This window comes from Streptomyces sp. NPDC058457, from assembly GCF_042720695.1.
Taxonomy (GTDB): domain Bacteria; phylum Actinomycetota; class Actinomycetes; order Streptomycetales; family Streptomycetaceae; genus Streptomyces.
Genome location: NZ_JBHXLU010000136.1, coordinates 1 through 17,705 on the forward strand (window position 1 = coordinate 1; position 17,705 = coordinate 17,705).

At 72.1% G+C, this 17,705-nt stretch carries 15 protein-coding genes and 1 pseudogene; 14 read left to right on the forward strand and 2 right to left on the reverse strand.

Features of this window, described 5'->3' with window-relative positions; translation table 11 throughout:
• Together ACFWPS_RS50820 and ACFWPS_RS50825 are read right to left on the reverse strand one after the other, a co-directional pair.
• Positions 1 to 99, reverse strand: a pseudogene (locus ACFWPS_RS50820) (DNA-binding response regulator); the annotation flags it as partial.
• Positions 100 to 177: 78 nt separating this feature from the next.
• Complete coding sequence (locus ACFWPS_RS50825; RefSeq protein WP_383720439.1) at positions 178 to 351, reverse strand: BON domain-containing protein; 174 nt, start codon at positions 349 to 351, stop codon at positions 178 to 180.
• 229 nt (positions 352 to 580) lie between these two features.
• On the opposite strand from ACFWPS_RS50825, the gene ACFWPS_RS50830 reads away from it, so the two are divergent.
• The 14 genes from ACFWPS_RS50830 to ACFWPS_RS50895 all read left to right on the forward strand — a co-directional run bounded on the left by ACFWPS_RS50830 (position 581) and on the right by ACFWPS_RS50895 (position 17,562).
• The gene (locus ACFWPS_RS50830) at positions 581 to 2,050 is read left to right on the forward strand and encodes an APC family permease (protein ID WP_383720442.1); all 1,470 of its coding nucleotides are present in this window, start codon (positions 581 to 583) and stop codon (positions 2,048 to 2,050) included.
• A 24-nt stretch (positions 2,051 to 2,074) separates the two neighbouring features.
• A complete protein-coding gene (locus tag ACFWPS_RS50835) occupies positions 2,075 to 3,280 on the forward strand; it encodes an arginine deiminase (RefSeq protein ID WP_383720446.1) in 1,206 nt (401 codons plus the stop codon).
• 23 nt (positions 3,281 to 3,303) lie between these two features.
• Positions 3,304 to 4,305: an ornithine carbamoyltransferase gene (gene argF, locus ACFWPS_RS50840; RefSeq protein WP_383720449.1), complete on the forward strand. Its 1,002-nt coding sequence runs from the start codon at positions 3,304 to 3,306 to the stop codon at positions 4,303 to 4,305.
• 3 nt (positions 4,306 to 4,308) lie between these two features.
• Complete coding sequence (locus ACFWPS_RS50845) at positions 4,309 to 5,232, forward strand: carbamate kinase (protein WP_383720452.1); 924 nt, start codon at positions 4,309 to 4,311, stop codon at positions 5,230 to 5,232.
• Between the two features lie 107 nt (positions 5,233 to 5,339).
• Entirely contained in the window at positions 5,340 to 7,625 is a 2,286-nt protein-coding gene (gene pflB, locus ACFWPS_RS50850; protein WP_383720455.1) for a formate C-acetyltransferase, read from the forward strand.
• The gene (gene pflA, locus ACFWPS_RS50855) at positions 7,622 to 8,359 is read left to right on the forward strand and encodes a pyruvate formate-lyase-activating protein (protein WP_383720458.1); all 738 of its coding nucleotides are present in this window, start codon (positions 7,622 to 7,624) and stop codon (positions 8,357 to 8,359) included. Before pflB ends, pflA begins: the two co-directional genes overlap by 4 nt.
• Positions 8,360 to 8,563: 204 nt before the next feature.
• Complete coding sequence (locus ACFWPS_RS50860) at positions 8,564 to 9,187, forward strand: hypothetical protein (RefSeq protein WP_383720461.1); 624 nt, start codon at positions 8,564 to 8,566, stop codon at positions 9,185 to 9,187.
• A gap of 175 nt (positions 9,188 to 9,362) precedes the next feature.
• The gene (locus ACFWPS_RS50865) at positions 9,363 to 10,268 is read left to right on the forward strand and encodes a universal stress protein (protein ID WP_383720464.1); all 906 of its coding nucleotides are present in this window, start codon (positions 9,363 to 9,365) and stop codon (positions 10,266 to 10,268) included.
• 24 nt (positions 10,269 to 10,292) lie between these two features.
• Complete coding sequence (gene adhP, locus ACFWPS_RS50870) at positions 10,293 to 11,315, forward strand: alcohol dehydrogenase AdhP (protein WP_383720466.1); 1,023 nt, start codon at positions 10,293 to 10,295, stop codon at positions 11,313 to 11,315.
• A 5-nt stretch (positions 11,316 to 11,320) separates the two neighbouring features.
• Entirely contained in the window at positions 11,321 to 12,181 is an 861-nt protein-coding gene (locus ACFWPS_RS50875; protein ID WP_383720506.1) for a universal stress protein, read from the forward strand.
• Positions 12,182 to 12,381: 200 nt separating this feature from the next.
• A complete protein-coding gene (gene gap, locus ACFWPS_RS50880; protein ID WP_383720469.1) occupies positions 12,382 to 13,395 on the forward strand; it encodes a type I glyceraldehyde-3-phosphate dehydrogenase in 1,014 nt (337 codons plus the stop codon).
• Positions 13,396 to 13,603: 208 nt separating this feature from the next.
• Positions 13,604 to 16,303, forward strand: a complete 2,700-nt coding sequence (locus tag ACFWPS_RS50885; RefSeq protein ID WP_383720472.1) for a GNAT family N-acetyltransferase — start codon at positions 13,604 to 13,606, stop codon at positions 16,301 to 16,303.
• A 20-nt stretch (positions 16,304 to 16,323) separates the two neighbouring features.
• The gene (locus ACFWPS_RS50890; RefSeq protein WP_383720474.1) at positions 16,324 to 17,052 is read left to right on the forward strand and encodes a CBS domain-containing protein; all 729 of its coding nucleotides are present in this window, start codon (positions 16,324 to 16,326) and stop codon (positions 17,050 to 17,052) included.
• Between the two features lie 15 nt (positions 17,053 to 17,067).
• A complete protein-coding gene (locus ACFWPS_RS50895; RefSeq protein WP_383720476.1) occupies positions 17,068 to 17,562 on the forward strand; it encodes a flavodoxin domain-containing protein in 495 nt (164 codons plus the stop codon).
• Positions 17,563 to 17,705 lie beyond the last annotated feature (143 nt).

Consider the following 17,705-nt stretch of genomic DNA (forward strand, 5'->3'; position numbering starts at 1 on the left):
GTCGAGCAGGTCGGTGAGGCCGCGCCGGACGACCTCGTGGTCGTCCAGCAGGAACACACGGATCGGGTCCTGCTCCGAGAAGGTGCGCGGCTCTGGCATTGAGGTCCCCTTGTCCCCCGAATGAAGGGCGGACGGCGTACCGCCCGGGACGATCATCGCCCGCCGGGGCCGGTTGTACTAGGGCCGACCGGCCTCACTCGCCTCCTCCGGACGGTCGGCCGTCAGCTCGAATTCCACCTCCACCACCCCTTCGACGGCCCGCACCAGCCGCGCCGCGACGGGGACGAGGGCGGTGTCCCGGATCCGGCCGACGAGCTTCACCACTCCCTCCCGGACATCGACGCGCAGCACCGAGGGCCGGTGCGGTGCTCATGGCGTACCTCCCGAACGGCGGCGTACTGACTGCTACTGCCGGCGTGCGGTGGATGCCCCGGCCCGGGCATGGGCCGAACGGTCCCGGTCGCCGGGGACCTTCAGTACGTCCCTGAGCCCGTACGGCCGCTCCCCGCACGCCCGCGTGGCGCAGAACGATCGGTCCCGCATCGATTCGTCAGCAGTGCCGCGCACAAGGAGCACAGCCATGTCCACGACCCCGACGAGCGGGAAAAGAGCCGCCCCGGTGGCGGCGGCCCTCGGCCTCCCCGCCGCCTCCGCCCTCGTGATCGGCAGCATCATCGGCACCGGCGTCTTCGCCCTGCCGTCCGCACTGGCGCCGTACGGGCCGATCGCGCTGGTCGCCTTCGGCGTCGTCACCCTGGGCGCGCTCGCCCTGGCGCTGACCTTCGGCTCGCTCGCGGGGCGGACCACCGCGAGCGGCGGGCCGTACGTCTACGCCCGCGAGGCCTTCGGCGAGTTCGCGGGGTTTCTGAACGCCTGGTCGTACTGGATCACCGCCTGGGCCGGAAACGCGGCGATCGTGGTGGCCTGGGTCGGCTACGTCGAGGTGTTCGTCAACACCGGCCACAGGACGTGGATCTCCGTGCTCCTCGCGCTCACCGGCCTCTGGATCCCGGCCGCGATCAACCTCACCGGCGTACGGAACACCGGCGCCTTCCAGGTGATCACCACCGTGCTGAAGTTCGTCCCGCTGGTCTTCATGGCCACCGTCGGGCTGTTCTTCGTGGACCCGGACAACTTCGGCTCCTTCAACGCCAGCGGCCGGTCCGCGCTGGGCGCGATCTCCGCCGCCGGTGCCATCGCCCTGTTCAGCTACCTCGGCCTGGAGGCGGCCTCGGTCGTCGCCGGCCGGGTCCGGGAGCCGGGACGCAACGTGCCGCGGGCCACCGTGTACGGCACGCTCATCTGCGCCGTCATCTACATCCTGGGCACCCTCGCGGTCTTCGGGACCGTCTCGCACACCGGTCTCGGGTCCTCCACCGCGCCCTTCACCGACGCCGCGAACAACATCTTCGGCGGCAGCTGGGCCGGTGACGTGGTCGCCGTCGCCGCGATCGTCTCCGGCATCGGCGCCCTCAACGGCTGGACCATGCTGTGCGCCGAGATGCCGTACGCCGCCGCCCGTGACGGCCTGTTCCCGACCGCCTTCGCCCGGCTGCGCGGCAAGAACGACGTGCCGGCCTTCGGGATCGTCGCCTCGACCGTGCTGGCCTCGCTGATCACCGTGTTCAGCTACACCCGCTTCGAGGACGTCTTCACGAAGATCGTGCTGCTGAGCGTGCTGACCGCCGTCATCCCGTACCTGTTCTCCGCCGCCGCCCAGCTGTACTGGCTGCTGGTGAAGGGCCGGGAGTCGCTCAGCCGGAAGCTGCTGGCCCGCGACACGACCGTCGCCGCGCTGGCGCTCGCCTTCTCCTACTGGTCCATCCAGGGCAGCGGCTACCAGACCGTCTACTACGGCCTGTTCGTCGTGCTGCTCGGCGTCCCGGTCCACGTCTGGCTCAAGCGCGACCAGAGCCTGGCCGCCGCCGGCACCGAGACCCCGCAGCGCGCCCCGGAGACGGCGGTCCCGAGCCCCCGGCGCGCCCGCGGCCTGCGCACCAACCGCGTCGGCGGCACCCACAAGCCGCGTCCCCTCGACCACCAGGACTGACCCAGCGCCCCCGGAAAGGCCGCCATGAACACCTTCCACGTCGACTCCGAGGTCGGCCCCCTGCGCCAGGTCGTCCTGCACCGCCCCGGCCTCGAACTCTCCCGCCTCACCCCGCGCAACGTCGACGCGCTCCTCTTCGACGACATCCTGTGGGCCAAGCGGGCCCGCGAGGAGCACGACGCCTTCGCCCAGGTCCTGCGCGACCACGGCGCCCGCGTCCACTACTTCGCCGACCTGCTCGCCCAGGCCCTGGGCGCCGACGGCGCCCGGGACTGGCTGCTGGACCGGGTCGTCACCCCGGCCGCCGTCGGGCCGGCCCTCGTCGACCCCGTCCGCGCGCTGTGCGCCGAACTCGACGGGGAGACCCTGGCCGGTTACCTCATCGGCGGCATCCTCAAGAGCGACCTGTCGCTGACCACCCCGCACAGCCTGGTCTGGAACGCCCTGGACGCCGACGACTTCGCGCTCCCGCCGCTGCCCAACCACCTCTTCCCGCGCGACAACTCCTGCTGGATCTACGACCGGTTGTCCGTCAACCCGATGGCCAAGCCGGCCCGCCGTCGCGAGAGCCTGCACGCCGAGGCGATCTACCGCTTCCACCCGCTGTTCGCGGGGGCTCCGCTGCTGGAGGGTGTGGCGGGCACCCTGGAGGGCGGTGACGTCCACGTCCTCGGCAACGGGGCCGTGATGGTCGGCACGGGGGAGCGCACCACCCCGCAGGCGGTGGAGAACCTGGCGGCCCGGCTCTTCGCCGACGGCACGGCCACCCGGCTGATCGCGGTCCAACTGCCGTCCGCACGGGCCTACATGCACCTGGACACCGTCCTGACCATGGTCGACCGCGACGCCTTCGCGATCTACCCCGGGCTCGCCGACTCGCTGCGCTCCTGGACGCTCACCCCCAGCACCGAACGCGACACCGGTTTCGAGGTCACCGCGAACTCCGACCTGGCGACCGCGCTCGCCGAGGCCCTCGACCTCGACAAGGTCCGCATGCTCTCCGCCCCGCAGGACATCCGGGGCGCCGAGCGCGAGCAGTGGGACGACGGCAGCAACTTCCTCGCCGTCGCACCCGGCGTGATCGTCGGCTACGAGCGCAACGTCACCACCAACACCTACCTGCGCAAGCAGGGCATCGAGATCGTCACCATCGCCGGTGCCGAACTCGGCCGCGGGCGCGGCGGACCGCGCTGCATGAGCTGCCCGATCCAGCGCGACCCGGCCAACTGAGCGAGTCAGGGGAACCAGACACCATGACCGTCGACCTGCGAGGCCGCTCCTACCTGAGCGAACTCGACTTCACTGCCGCAGAGATCCTCCACCTCCTCACCCTCGCCGCCCACCTCAAGGCCGAGAAGCGCACCCGCACCGAGCGGCCCCGGCTCACCGGCCGGCACCTCGCGCTGATCTTCGAGAAGACCTCCACCCGCACCCGCTGCGCCTTCGAGGTCGCCGCCGCCGACCAGGGCGCCCACACCACCTACCTCGGCCCCGGCGACACCCACATCGGCGGCAAGGAGTCCATCGCCGACACCGCTCACGTGCTCGGCCGCATGTTCGACGCCATCGAGTACCGGGGCAGCGCCCAGTCGATCGTCACCGAACTCGCCGCCCGCTCCGGTGTCCCCGTCTACAACGGCCTCACCGACACCGCCCACCCCACCCAGAGCCTGTGCGACGTCCTGACCATGCACGAGCACAGCGCCAAGCCATTGCAGGACATCGCCTACTGTTACCTCGGCGACGCCCGCAACAACATGGGCAACTCCCTGCTGTCGATGGGCGCCCTGCTCGGCATGGACGTCCGCATCGCCGCCCCGCGCCGGCTGTGGCCGCACAGCGAACTGGTCGCCCGCTGCCGGGCGCTCGCCGAGCGCAGCGGTGCCCGCATCACCCTCACCGAGGACGCCGAGACCGCCGTACACGGCGCCGACTTCCTGCACACCGACGTCTGGGTGTCGATGGGCGAGCCCGCGGACACCTGGCGGGAGCGCATCGAACTGCTCCTGCCGTACCAGGTCAACGACAAGACGCTGGCCGCCACCGGCAACCCGGACGTGAAGTTCATGCACTGCCTGCCGGCCCTGCACGACCGCAGCACCCGGCTGGGCCGGGACCTCTACGCCGCCCACGGCCTGGACGGCCTGGAGGTCACCGACGAGGTCTTCTCGTCCCCGGCGTCGATCGTCTTCGACCAGGCGGAGAACCGGCTGCACACCATCAAGGCCGTCCTCGTCGCCACCCTGGAGGACTGAACCATGCGCATCGTCGTCGCCCTCGGCGGCAACGCCCTGCTGCGCCGGGGCGACCGCCCCGACGCGGCCGTGCAGCAGGAGAACGTCGACCGTGTCGTCACCGCCCTCGCCGCCCTCGCCCACGACCACGAACTGGTCATCACCCACGGCAACGGCCCGCAGATCGGCCTGCTCGCCATGGAGAGCGCGGCTGACCCGGCGCTGACCATCCCCTACCCGCTCGACATGCTGGGCGCCGAGACCCAGGGCATGATCGGCGCCCTGCTGGCCCGCGCGCTGCACAACGCCCTGCCCGGCCGCCGTATCGCCACCCTGGTCACCCACACCCTGGTCCGGGCCGACGACCCGGCCTTCGAGCACCCCACCAAGTTCGTCGGCCAGGTCTACGGCCAGGACCTCGCCAAGGCCCTGACACGGCACCGCGGCTGGCGCATGGGGTTGGACGGCAAGGGCTGGCGCCGCGTCGTGCCCTCCCCGTTCCCGCAGGGCATCGTCGAGACCGAGTCCCTCCACGACCTCCTCAACAGCGGCACGTTGGTGATCTGCGCCGGCGGCGGAGGCATCCCCGTCACCGCCGACCGGGACTCCGGGGCCCTCACCGGTGTCGAGGCGGTCGTCGACAAGGACCTCACGGCCGCCCTGCTCGCCGAGGAGCTCAAGGCCGACTTCCTGCTCATCCTCACCGACGTGCCCTGCGTGTACGAGGGCTACGGCACCCCGGACCAGCACCCCGTGCTGGACGCCACCCCGGCCCAGCTGCGCGGCGCCGGGTTCCCCGAGGGCTCCATGGGGCCCAAGGCAGAGGCGGCCGCCCGCTTCGTGGAACGGACCGGGGGACTGGCCGCCATCGGCGCCCTGGACGCGGCGTACGAGATCGTCCACGCCCGCTCGGGCACGCTCGTCCGCCCGGACCTCGACGGCGAGTGACGGGCCGAGCGGGGCCGTCCGGCCCCGGTCCGGGGGACCGGGCGGCACTCCCGGCGAGCGCGGCGAGCGACGAGCATCCCAAGTGAGAGATCGGGAGAGGACCGACGATGACTGCAACCATGACAGCCGGCAACCGCACGACAGACGCCTGGCGGGGCTTCGCAGGCACCCACTGGCGCGTGGGGGTCCCCCCGGCCGAAGGCTGGGGGAGGATCGACGTGCGCGACTTCATCCAGGCCAACTACACCCCGTACGAGGGCGGCCCGGAGTTCCTGAGCGGACCCACCGACCGGACCCGCGCGGTCTGGGCGAAGGTCAGCTCGCTGTTCCCGGAGGAGCGCCGCCGGGGCATCCTCGACGTCGACACCGCCACCCCGTCCACGATCACCTCGCACGCGCCCGGCTACATCGACCGCGACCGCGAACTGATCGTCGGTCTCCAGACGGACGCCCCGCTCAAGCGCGCGATCATGCCGAACGGCGGCCTGCGCATGGTGGAGAACGGGCTGCGCGCGTACGGCTACGAGGCCGACCCGTTCGTGACCCGGGTCTTCGGCACCTACCGCAAGACCCACAACGACGGCGTCTTCGACGCCTACACCCCCGAGATGCGTGCCGCCCGCAGGGCCGGCGTCATCACCGGACTGCCCGACGCCTACGGCCGCGGCCGGATCATCGGCGACTACCGGCGCGTGGCGCTCTACGGCACGGACCGGCTGATCGAGGCCAAGAAGGCCGAGCGGGCCAAACTCGACGCCTGCGGGTCCGGCACCGAGGTCATCCGTGACCGGGAGGAACTCGCCGAGCAGATACGGGCATTGGGCGAGCTGACGCAGATGGCGGCGACATACGGCTGTGACGTCTCCCGGCCCGCCGCCACCGCCCACGAGGCCGTGCAGTGGCTCTACCTCGGTTACCTGGCCGCCGTGAAGGAGCAGAACGGCGCGGCGATGTCGCTCGGCCGCACCTCCACCTTCCTCGACGTCTACCTCCAGCGGGACCTGGCGGACGGCGTCCTCGACGAGACGCGTGCCCAGGAACTGATCGACGACTTCGTCATCAAACTGCGGATCGTACGGTTCCTGCGCACCCCCGAGTACGACGCGTTGTTCTCCGGCGACCCGACCTGGGTTACGGAGTCCATCGGCGGCATGGGCGCGGACGGCCGCACCCTGGTCACCCGCACCTCCTTCCGGTTCCTGCAGACCCTGTACAACCTCGGCCCCGCCCCCGAACCCAACCTGACCGTGCTGTGGTCGCCCCGACTGCCCGCCGGATTCAAGGAGTTCTGCGCCCGGGTCTCCATCGACACCAGCGCCGTCCAGTACGAGTCCGACGAACTGCTGCGCCCGCGCACCGGCGACGACACCGCGATCGCCTGCTGTGTGTCGGCTATGCAGGTCGGCCGGCAGATGCAGTTCTTCGGCGCCCGGGTCAACCTCGCCAAGGCCCTGCTGTACGCGGTCAACGGCGGCCGCGACGAGATGACCGGGGAGCAGATCGCGCCCTCGGCGCCCCCGTTGACCGGGGAGTACCTCGACTACGAGGAACTGGCGGCGGCCTACGACCGCGTCCTGGACTGGCTGGCCCGGACATACGTCAACGCGCTCAACGTCATCCACTACATGCACGACAAGTACGCCTACGAACGCATCGAGATGGCCCTGCACGACTACCCCGTGCACCGCTTCATGGCGTGCGGCATCGCCGGACTCTCGGTCGCCGCCGACAGCCTGTCCGCCGTCAGGTACGCACGGGTGAAGGTGTTCCGGGACGCCACCGGACTCGCCGTCGACTTCAGCACCGAGGGCGACTTCCCGGCGTACGGCAACAACGACGACCGCGCCGACGACATCGCCGTCGGCCTGGTGGAGTCCTTCATGGCGAAGGTCCGCCAGTACCCCGCCTACCGCAACGCCGAACACACCCAGTCGGTCCTCACCATCACCTCCAACGTCGTCTACGGCAAACACACCGGCAACACCCCCGACGGCCGGCACGCCGGACAGCCCTTCGCCCCCGGCGCCAACCCGATGAACGGCCGCGACCGCCACGGCGTCGCCGCCTCCGCCCTCTCGGTGGCCAAACTGCCCTACGAGCAGGCCCGCGACGGCATCTCCCTGACCACGACCATCACCCCGGAGGGCCTGGGCCACAACCCGGCCGAACGCGCGGGCAATCTGGTCGGCATCCTCGACGCCTACACGGCGGCAGGCGGCTTCCACATGAACGTCAACGTCCTGGACCGGGCCACCCTGGAGGACGCCATGGAGCACCCGGAGAAGTACCCGGACCTGACCGTCCGGGTCTCCGGATACGCCGTCAACTTCGTCCGGCTGACCCGGGAGCAGCAGCTCGACGTGATCAGCCGTACCTTCCACGGATCACTGTGAGCACCGTCCAGCGCGGCCGGATCCACTCCTGGGACCTGTCCACCGGCGTGGACGGTCCCGGGACCCGGTTCGTCCTCTTCGTCTCCGGCTGCCCGCTGCGCTGCCTGTACTGCGCCAACCCGGACACCTGGCACATGCGCGACGGGCACGAGATGACGGCGGACGAGGTGATGGCCGAGATCGAGAAGTACCGCGCCTTCGTGACCACGGCCGGCGGCGGGGTCACCCTCACCGGCGGCGAGCCGCTCCTCCAGTCGGCCTTCACCGGCGAGATCCTGCGCCGCTGCAAGGAGGCCGGCCTGCACACCGCCCTGGACACCTCCGGCTTCCTCGGCACCCGCGCCACCGACGAACTCCTCTCCCACACCGACCTGGTCCTGCTGGACATCAAGTCCTTCGACGTTCCCACCTACCGTGCTCTCACCGGCGGTGAACTCGCGCCCACCCTGAACTTCGCCACCCGCCTCGACCACCTGGGCGTCCCGATGTGGATCCGCTACGTCCTGGTCCCCGGCTGGACGGACGCCCCGGAGCCCGTCGACGGCCTGGCCCGCTTCGTCTCCGAGCTCTCCGCGGTCCAGCGGGTCGACGTCCTTCCCTTCCACAAGCTGGGGGCGTCGAAGTACCCGGCGCTCGGGGTGCCCTTCGCGTTGCGGGACACCCCCGGTCCGTCGGCGGAACTGGTCGAGCGGGTGCGTGGGCAGTTCCGCGAGCAGGGGGTGGCGGCCTACTGACCGGCCGTGCGTCCGGGCACGGAACGGCGCCGCGGACCAGTGTGCCAAGCGGGATCGTCGGTTCCAACAGGCCTTGAGGACAGGGCCGTTCAGCCCAACGGGTGCGGACTTTCGGCATCCGGCGCGGGCGTTCGCGGACCACGAGAGTGAAGGACGTCAGGCAAGGAAAGAACCGCCCCCCGACTCCCCGAAGGGATCACCACCATGGCCGTGCACGAGCAACCTCACCGTGGCTCCGGCTTCCACCTGCCGTCCTTCCGCCGGCCCCGGATCGCCTCCGACTCCGCGGTGGCGGTGACGACCGACACGCACACCGCACGGGCCTACGCTCTCGCCTTCCTGCGTCTGCTCACCGGGTTCGTCTTCCTCTGGGCGTTCCTCGACAAGACCTTCGGCTTCGGCTACGCCACCCCCTCCGGCAAGGGCTGGATCGACGGCGGCTCGCCGGCCAAGGGCTTCCTCAGCTCCGTCGCCGCCGGACCGCTGGAGTCCACCTTCCACTCCTGGGCCGGGGACACCTGGGCCGACTGGCTGTTCATGCTCGGTCTGCTCGGCATCGGCCTGGCCCTCACCGCGGGCGTCGCGCTGCGGCTCGCCGCCGTCGCGGGCACCGCGATGATGGCGCTGATGTGGATGGCCGAGTGGCCGCCCGCCAGGCACCTCTCGGACGGCTCCGTGAGCATGTCCAGCAACCCGTTCGCCGACTACCACCTCGTCTACGCCGTGGTCCTGATCGTCCTGGCCTTGACGGCCGCCGGCGACGCCCTCGGCCTGGGGCGGCTGTGGGCCCGGCTGCCGTTCGTCCGCACCAACGGGTGGCTGCGCTGAGCGTCCGCCGGGTGGCGGGGCCGCCATCGGTCCCGCCACCCGGAGCCGGGCAGGGGTCGAACGGCCTCTGCCCGGGACTTGTGGCCCCTGCCCCCCGTAAGCCCCCCGACTCGACGCTGGAACCGGATCCGCCGGAGGAACCCGGCGGGATCCCTCGCGCCAGGAGGTGCAGATCATGACCCGCACTGTCACCGTAGGTCTCGACGGCTCGGCCGAGAGCCGGGCGGCAGCAGAATGGGCAGCCCGCGAGGCGGAACTGCGCGGTCTGCCGTTGAAGGTCGTCCACGTCTGGGAGCCGGTCCCCGACCCCATGGCACAGGCTCCGCTGCTCGGCCCCGAGACCCACCAGCACTGGACCGAGCGTATTCCGCGGGAGTCCGCGGAGGGGCTGCGGCTGCGCCACCCCGGCGTCGAGGTGGTCAGCGAGCAGCTGTCCGGCGGTGCCGGCGAGGTCCTCGTCGAGGCGTCGAAGAGCGCCGCGCTGCTCGTCCTCGGCTCCCGGGCCCTGGGTGGTGTCGGCGGTTTCCTGGTCGGTTCCGTCGGCCTGAGCGTCGTGGCCCACGCCGAGAGTACCGTGGTGCTGGTCCGGGCGGGTGAGCAGGCTGCCGACGAACACCGGACGGACCAGGCGGGCCTACCGTCCGCCGCCACGCCCTTCCGGCCCGTGGTCCTCGGTCTCGACACCGGCCACCCGGACGAGACGCTGATCGAGTTCGCCTTCGACGCCGCCCTGCGCCGCGCCACCTCGCTGCGGGTCGTGCACGCCTGGTTCCCGCCCCCGTACTACGCGTACGGGATGCCTGTGAACCCGCCTCTGCAGGAGGCACTGGCCCTGGAACAGTCCCGGGCCCTCGCCGAGGTGCTGAGCCCCTGGCGGCAGAAGTACCCGGATGTGGAGACCGTCGAGGAGTCCCGCTTCGGCAGTGCCGCCGAGCAGCTCGTCGAGGCGTCGCGGGAGGCCTCGCTGGTCGTCGTCGGCCGGCGGATCCGCCGTGCTGCCCTGGGCGCACACATCGGCCATGTCACCCACGCCGTCCTGCACCACTCCACCGCCCCCGTCGCCGTCGTAGCCCACGGCTGACCCACCCAAGAGGAGAGAACCACCATGAAGGCAGCGGTCGTACGAGCCTTCGGCGAGCCCCTGGTCATCGAGGAGCGCCCCGACCCCGAGCCCGGCCCCGGACAGGTCCGCGTCCGTGTCGAGGCCTCCGGGCTGTGCCACACCGACATCCATGCCGCGCACGGCGACTGGCCGGTCAAGCCGAACCCGCCGTTCGTCCCCGGACACGAAGGCGTCGGCATCGTCGAGGAACTCGGCGCGGGCGTCACGCATCTGAGCGTCGGTCAGCGGGTCGCCGTGCCCTGGCTGGGCAGGGCGTGCGGGCGGTGCGAGCACTGCCTGTCCGGCTGGGAGACCCTGTGCGAGCAGCAGGTCAACACCGGCTACGGCTGCGACGGCGGGTACGCCGAGAAGATGCTGGCCTGGGCCGACTTCGCGCAGCCGGTGCCGCAGGGCGTCACCCCCTTCGACGCCGCCCCGCTGACCTGCGCCGGCGTCACCACGTACAAGGCGCTCAAGGTCGCCGGCGTACGGCCCACCCAGCTCGTCGCGATCTCCGGCGTCGGCGGGCTCGGGCACCTCGCCCTGCAGTACGCGAAGATCGCCGGTGCCCGGGTGGCCGCCATCGACGTCACCGACGACAAACTCGAACTCGCCGCCGAACTCGGCGCCGACCTCGTCATCGACGCCCGCAAGGACGACGTCGGCGAGGTCCTCAAGCGGCACGGCGGAGCGCACGCCGCGATCGCCCTCGCCGTGAACGACGCCGCCTTCGAGGCCGTCAACTCCGGCCTGCGGCGAGGCGGCAAGCTGGTCATGGTGGCGCTGCCCGCGCACGGCACGGTCCGCGTCCCGATCTTCGACACCGTCCTGAACGGCACGAGCGTGATCGGCTCGATCGTCGGCACCCGGCAGGACCTCGCCGAGGTGTTCCAGCTGCACGCGGCCGGCCGGACCAGGGTCGTCTACGAGACCCGTCCGCTGGCCACCGTCAACGAGTCGATCGAGGACGTGCTGCGCGGCCAGGTCAAGGCCCGGATCGTCTTCGACATGGGCGCGGGGCGGTGAGCACCGTGGACCTGCCCGTCGTGGCCGGGGTCGACGGCTCCGAGTCCAGCCTGCGGGCCGTCGACTGGGCGGCCGACGAGGCCGTCCTGCGCGGGGCACCGCTCCGGCTGGTGTACGCCTCCCTGTGGGAGCGGTACGAGGGCGAATCCCTCGCCGACGACCTCACCAAGCCGTCCGACCAGGTGCAGGCCGAGGACATCGTCGCGACCGCCGCCCGGCGTGCCCACCGTCGACAGCCCGGTCTGAAGGTCACCACCGACGTCCTGCCGGAGGAGCCGGAGTACGCGCTGGTGCACGAGAGCCGCGAGGCCGCCGCACTGGTACTGGGCTCCCGGGGACGCAGCGGTTTCGTCGAGATGCTGCTCGGCTCGGTCGGCCTGGCCGTCGCCGCGGGCGCCCACTGCCCGGTGATCGTGCTCCGTGGCAGCCACGACAACCGGGTCCGCACCGGGGCCGGCGGCAGGATCGTGCTCGGCGTCGGGGGGAAGGAGGCCGTGGGCTTCGCCGTCCGCGAGGCCGAGTTGCGGGGCGCCGAGGTGGACGCCGTACGGGCCTGGCGGGCCCCGGCCCGCGAGACCACCGACCACCCGTTGCTGTCGGGGGAACCCGCCCGGCTGCACGAGCAGGAGGCCTCGGACACTCTGGAGAAGGCGCTGCGCGACGTACCCGAGCAGGTGCGCGTGCACCGGCAGACCGTCGAGGGTCCCGCCCGCCAGGTGCTGTTGGCCGCCTCCCACACCGCCGACCTGCTGGTCGTCGGTGCCCGGCGCAACACCGGGCACTTCGGGCTCCAACTCGGCCGGGTGGCCCACGGGGTCCTGCACCACGCGGCATGCCCGGTCGCCGTCGTACCCGAACGGACGTGACCGCGGTGACCGGCTGATCAGAGGCTCGCCTGCAGTCACCCGTGATCGTGCCGCCCCTGCTGGCGGCGTCCCACCCTCGACGTGCCCACCCAGGAGGTCCGCGGCCGCCCGGTTGCCGCGCCGGCACCTGCCGCAGCCGGCCGAGCGGGTGGTCAACGCCGTCGACATGACCCCCCTGCCACCGAAAGGAGTTCACTGCCATGACCGTACGCGTCGGCATCAACGGATTCGGCCGGATCGGCCGCACCTATCTGCGCGCGGCACTCGACCGTGCCGAGGCGGGCACCCAGGACGTCGAGGTCGTCGCGATCAACGACATCACCTCACCCGCGACGCTCGCCCATCTCCTGGAGTACGACTCGACGTTCGGGCACATAGGGCGGGACGTCACCCACGACGACAGCTCGATCACCGTCGACGGGCGGCGCATCGCCGTCACCGCCGAGCGCGACCCGGCGGCTCTGCGCTGGCTGGACCACGGTGCCGGGATCGTCATCGAGTCCACCGGCCGCTTCCGCGACCGGGACTCCGCCGCCCTGCACCTGAAGGCCGGCGCCCACACGGTGCTGCTGTCCGCACCCGGCAAGGACGTCGACGCCACCATCGTCATGGGTGTCAACGACCGGACCTACGACCGGCACCAGCACCGGATCGTCTCCGCCGCCTCCTGCACCACCAACTGCGTCGCCCCGATGGTGAAGGTCCTCGACGAGGCCTTCGGCATCGAACGCGGGGTGATGACCACCATCCACGGCTACACCAACGACCAGTCCCTGCTCGACGGCCCGCACAAGGACCTGCGCCGGGCCCGCTCGGCCGCCCTGAGCATCATCCCGACCAGCACCGGCGCCGCCCGCGCGGTGGGCCTGGTGGTGCCGGAACTGGCCGGGGCACTCGACGGCATCGCGGTCCGCGTCCCGGTGGAGGACGGCTCGCTCACCGACCTCGCCGTGGTGCTCGGGCGCGAGGCGAGCCCGGACGACATCAACGCCGCGTTCGAGGCGGCGGCCGAGGGCGCGCTCCACGGCATCCTGCGGGTGTCGAAGGCCCCGATCGTCTCCCGCGACGTCATCGGCGACCCCTCCTCCTGCGTCTTCGACCCGGCCCTGACCCAGGCCAACGGCACGCTGGCCAAGGTCTTCGGCTGGTACGACAACGAGTGGGGCTACACCAACCGGCTCCTCGACCTCACGGCCCTGGTGGCCGAGGACTGACCCGGACCCGCGCAGCCACCTCTACCCGCCCTCGCCGTCCGGCCGGACCCCCGGTCGCCGGCGAGGGCGGCCGCGTTCGGCGGCCGCCGTCCCGGCCAGTCCGTCTGATCAGGGCCGATCGGCCCTCACGTCGCCCCGGACAGCCCATGGGGCCGGAGTCCGCCGCGTCGGATGCTCGTAGTGCCAACCGGTTTGGAGGAGAACCGCGATGACCGACTTCCTGCTCGATCGATCCCCCGCCCACGCGCTGCTCGCGGACGGGACCACCGTGTGCATCCGGTCCGTGACCCCCGGCGACCACGACCGGCTGAAGGGGTTCTACGACGAGATGTCCTCGGAGAACCTCCGCCTGAGGTTCTTCTCGGTGAGCCGGCGTTCGGCCGCGATGGCCGCCGACCGGGCGTGTGCCCCGGCCCGCCCCGGCTACCGGGCGCTGCTGGCCGAGACTCGGGGCCGGGTGCTCGGCCTCGCCGAGTACGACACCGGAGAGGACGGCAAGGACTCGGCGGAGATCTCCATCGCCGTGGCGGACGGACTCCATCACCGCGGGGTCGGCACCCTTCTCGTCGAGCACCTGGTCTCGGCGGCCCGAGCCGACGGCATCACCGTCTTCACGGCCGACGCGCTGAGCGAGAACCGCGAGGTGCTCCGGCTCTTCGCCGACCTGGGCCTGCGCACCTCCCGCCGCTTCGAGGGCCCGGAGACGCGCTGCACCATCCACCTCGACGAGGACGACGCCTACCTCTCGGCCGTCGAGTCCCGGGGCCGCGCCGCCGACGTGGCGAGCCTGCGGCCGCTGCTGTGCCCGAAGACGGTCGCCGTCGTCGGCGCCGGACGCAAACCGGGCTCGGTCGGCCGGGCGATCCTCCACCACATCCGAACCGGCGGCTACACCCATCGCCTCTTCGCCGTGAACCCCAGCGTGACCTCGGTCCTCGGGGTGCCCTGCCACCCGTCCGTCAGCGCCCTGCCCAGGATCCCGGACCTGGTGGTCGTGGCGGTCCCCGCGGCGGCGGTCCCGGTCACCGCGGAGGAGTGCGGCAAGGCCGGCGTCCGCGCCCTGCTCGTCGTCACCGCGGGCCTCGACCCCGACCAGGCACAGGCACTGCGCACGGCATGCCGCACCTACGGCATGCGGCTCGTCGGCCCCAACTGCCTGGGCATCTCCCACACCGACCCCGGCCTGCGACTCGACGCGACCTTCGCCGACGGCCACCCCCGCCCCGGCAGCGCCGGCGTCGCCGTCCAGTCCGGAGGCATCGGCATCGCCCTGCTGGACGGCCTGTCCCGGCTGGGCATCGGCGTGTCCTCCTTCGTCTCGCTCGGTGACAAGTACGACGTCAGCGGCAACGACATGCTCCAGTGGTGGGAGACCGACGGCCGCACCGACCTCGCCCTGCTGCACCTGGAGTCCTTCGGCAACCCGCGCGCGTTCTCCCGTACCGCCCGCCGGGTGGCGCGCCGGATGCCGGTGCTGACCGTGGACGCCGGCCGGTCCACGGCCGGCCGCCGGGCCGCAGCCTCGCACACCGCGGCGGCCGCCACCCCCACCATGACCCGCCGAGCCCTGTTCACCCAGGCCGGCATCACCGCCACCAGCTCGGTCGGCGAACTCCTCGAAGCGGCCGCCCTGCTGTACTCCCAGACACTGCCGGAGGGCAACCGCGTCGCCATCGTCACCAACGCGGGCGGCGCCGGAGTGCTGGCCGCCGACGCCTGCGCCGAGGCCGGACTCGCGCTGCCGACGTTCACCCCGGTGATGATCGACGAACTGCTCGGCGCCCTGCCCGACGGAGCGGCCGTCGGCAACCCGGTCGACGCCACCGCCGCCGTCACCGAGGAACAGCTCACGGACTGCGTCAACGCGCTCATGGAGTACCCGGGCATCGACGCCGTCCTGGTGGCCCTGGTCCCGACGGCCGTCGCCACCGCCACCGGCGACCACCTGATACGCGCCCTCACAGGGGCGCCCGGCCGCAGGCCCAAGCCCGTCCTCGCCGTGCGCCTGGAGCAGGACCTGCCGGTGAAGCTGCTGCCCGCCGCCGACGAGGGCGGCACCGTCCCGTCCTACGCCGAACCACAGGCGGCCGCACGGGCGTTGGCCCACGCGGCCGACCGCGCGGCCTGGCTGGCCCGCCCGGCCGGCACCGTACCGGCACTCGACGACGTCGACACCGAGCAGGCCCACACCCTCGCGGACGCCTACCTGGCCGCGCACCCGGACGGCGGCTGGCTCGACCCGCGCACCTGCGCCGACCTGCTGGCCTGCTACGGCATCCCGCAGATCCCGTGGGCCTGGGCCGAGACCGAGGACGACGCAGTGCGCGCCGCCGAACGGCTGCGCGGCGCCGACGGCCGGGTGGTCATGAAGGCCCACTGGCCGGGCCTCGTCCACAAGAGCCAGGAGCGGGCGGTCCACCTCGACCTGCGCGGCGAGCCGCAGGTCCGCGCCGCCTTCCGGGACCTGGAGACCCGCTTCGGCCACCTGATGACCGGCGTGGTCGTCCAGTCGCTCGCCCGGCGCGGCACCGAGCTGTTCGCCGGTGTCGTCCAGGACGAGGTTTTCGGCCCGCTGGTGCTGTCCGGGCTCGGCGGTACGGCCACCGAGGTGCTCGCCGACCATGCGGCCCGGCTGGCCCCGCTCACCGACCACGACGTGCACGACCTGATCACGTCCCCGCGCTGCGCGCCGCTGCTCTTCGGCACCCGCGGCGACGGACCCGTCGACCTCGAAGGGCTGGAGCAGCTGCTCCAGCGGCTGTCCCGGATGGCCGCGGACCTGCCGCAGCTCGCCGAGGCCGACTTCAACCCCGTCCTGGCCACACCGGACGGCGTCACCGTGCTCGACGCACGAGTACGGCTGCTGCCACGCCGGCCTCAGGACCCCTATCTGCGCCGGCTCCGCTGAGGGCCGGGGAGGGAACCGAGATGAGGTACGACAAGGTGGGCTCGGTGATGACCACGGACGTCGTCCACGCCGCCTACAGCACGCCGTTCAAGGAGGTCGCGCGGCTCCTGGCCGACCACCGGATCAGCGGACTCCCGGTGGTCGATGACGACGACAAGGTCATCGGGGTCGTCTCCGAGACGGACCTGATGGCCCGCCAGGCCACCGCGCCGGGTCCCCACGGGGAGAAGTACCGCGCACCGCTCAACCAGCTGACGCGCGGCGCCAGGAAGCAGGCGGCCAAGGCGCGGGCCCGCACGGCCGGAGACCTGATGTCGGACCCGCCGGTCACGGTGCACGCCGAGAACACCATCGTCGAGGCGGCCCGCACGATGGCCGAACGCCGCGTGGAACGGCTCCCCGTCCTGGACGAGGAGGACCGGCTGGTGGGCATCGTCACCCGGCGCGACCTGCTCCAGGTGTTCCTGCGCCCCGACGACGAGATCCGGGGCGAGGTGATCGACGAAGTCCTCGTCCACGCCCTGTGGCTGCCGCCGCGCGGCGTCGAGGTGGCCGTGGCCGAGGGCGTCGTCACGCTCACCGGCCACATGGAGCGCAAGACCGAGACCGAGATCGCCGTCTCCATGACCCGCCAGATCGACGGCGTGGTCGACGTGATCGACAACCTGACCTACCGCCTGGACGACGCCCGCATCCGCGAGGGGCAGGCACTGCACGGTGCGGCCGACGACTGGCTGCGCGGACTCTGAGAGGGGGACCATCCCATGACCGGCACAGTGTTAGTCACTTTCGGCAGCAGGAACGGATCCACGGCGCACATCGCCGAATCGATCGCCGGCACCCTGCGCGAGAACGGGCTGACCGTCGAGACGATGCGAGCCGCGTCCGTGCCCTTCGTGACGCGGTACGACGCGGTCGTGGTCGGCGGCGGCCTGTACGCGGGGCGCTGGCACAAGGACGCCCGGACGTTCGTCCGCCGCCACAGCAAGGATCTTGCCGAGCGGCCCGTGTGGTTCTTCAGCAGCGGCCCGCTCGACGACTCCGCCGCCGAGCGGGACATCCCGCCCGTGCGCGCGGTGCGGCGCGCGATGCGGGACCTGCACGCCCGGGGTCACGTCACCTTCGGGGGCTGCCTCGAAGAGGACGCGCAGGGGTGGCTGGCACGGAGGATCGTACGGGCGGGTAAGGGCGGGGACTTCCGGGACTTCGAAGCCGTCGAGGCGTGGGCGTCCGGGATCGCCGCCGAGCTGAAGACCTGACCGTGTTCGCCGGGCCCGGACCGGATCCGGGGGATTCCGTACCGTCAGAAGCGGGTCTCACCAGGTCGTCCTGGCGAGGCCCGCTCCGGCACGACCAGCGGCCCCGGTTCCTCGGCCGGTGACGGTCCGGTTCCCGGGCCTAC

Bases quoted from the DNA above. Each gene is read 5' to 3' on its own strand.
- gap (WP_383720469.1), top strand. From the start codon at position 12,382: ATGACCGTACGCGTCGGCATCAACGGATTCGGCCGGATCGGCCGCACC.
- argF (WP_383720449.1), top strand. From the start codon at position 3,304: ATGACCGTCGACCTGCGAGGCCGCTCCTACCTGAGCGAACTCGACTTC.
- ACFWPS_RS50890 (WP_383720474.1), top strand. From the start codon at position 16,324: ATGAGGTACGACAAGGTGGGCTCGGTGATGACCACGGACGTCGTCCAC.
- ACFWPS_RS50845 (WP_383720452.1), top strand. From the start codon at position 4,309: ATGCGCATCGTCGTCGCCCTCGGCGGCAACGCCCTGCTGCGCCGGGGC.
- ACFWPS_RS50865 (WP_383720464.1), top strand. From the start codon at position 9,363: ATGACCCGCACTGTCACCGTAGGTCTCGACGGCTCGGCCGAGAGCCGG.
- pflB (WP_383720455.1), top strand. From the start codon at position 5,340: ATGACTGCAACCATGACAGCCGGCAACCGCACGACAGACGCCTGGCGG.
- ACFWPS_RS50830 (WP_383720442.1), top strand. From the start codon at position 581: ATGTCCACGACCCCGACGAGCGGGAAAAGAGCCGCCCCGGTGGCGGCG.
- ACFWPS_RS50895 (WP_383720476.1), top strand. From the start codon at position 17,068: ATGACCGGCACAGTGTTAGTCACTTTCGGCAGCAGGAACGGATCCACG.
- ACFWPS_RS50860 (WP_383720461.1), top strand. From the start codon at position 8,564: ATGGCCGTGCACGAGCAACCTCACCGTGGCTCCGGCTTCCACCTGCCG.
- ACFWPS_RS50885 (WP_383720472.1), top strand. From the start codon at position 13,604: ATGACCGACTTCCTGCTCGATCGATCCCCCGCCCACGCGCTGCTCGCG.
- ACFWPS_RS50835 (WP_383720446.1), top strand. From the start codon at position 2,075: ATGAACACCTTCCACGTCGACTCCGAGGTCGGCCCCCTGCGCCAGGTC.
- adhP (WP_383720466.1), top strand. From the start codon at position 10,293: ATGAAGGCAGCGGTCGTACGAGCCTTCGGCGAGCCCCTGGTCATCGAG.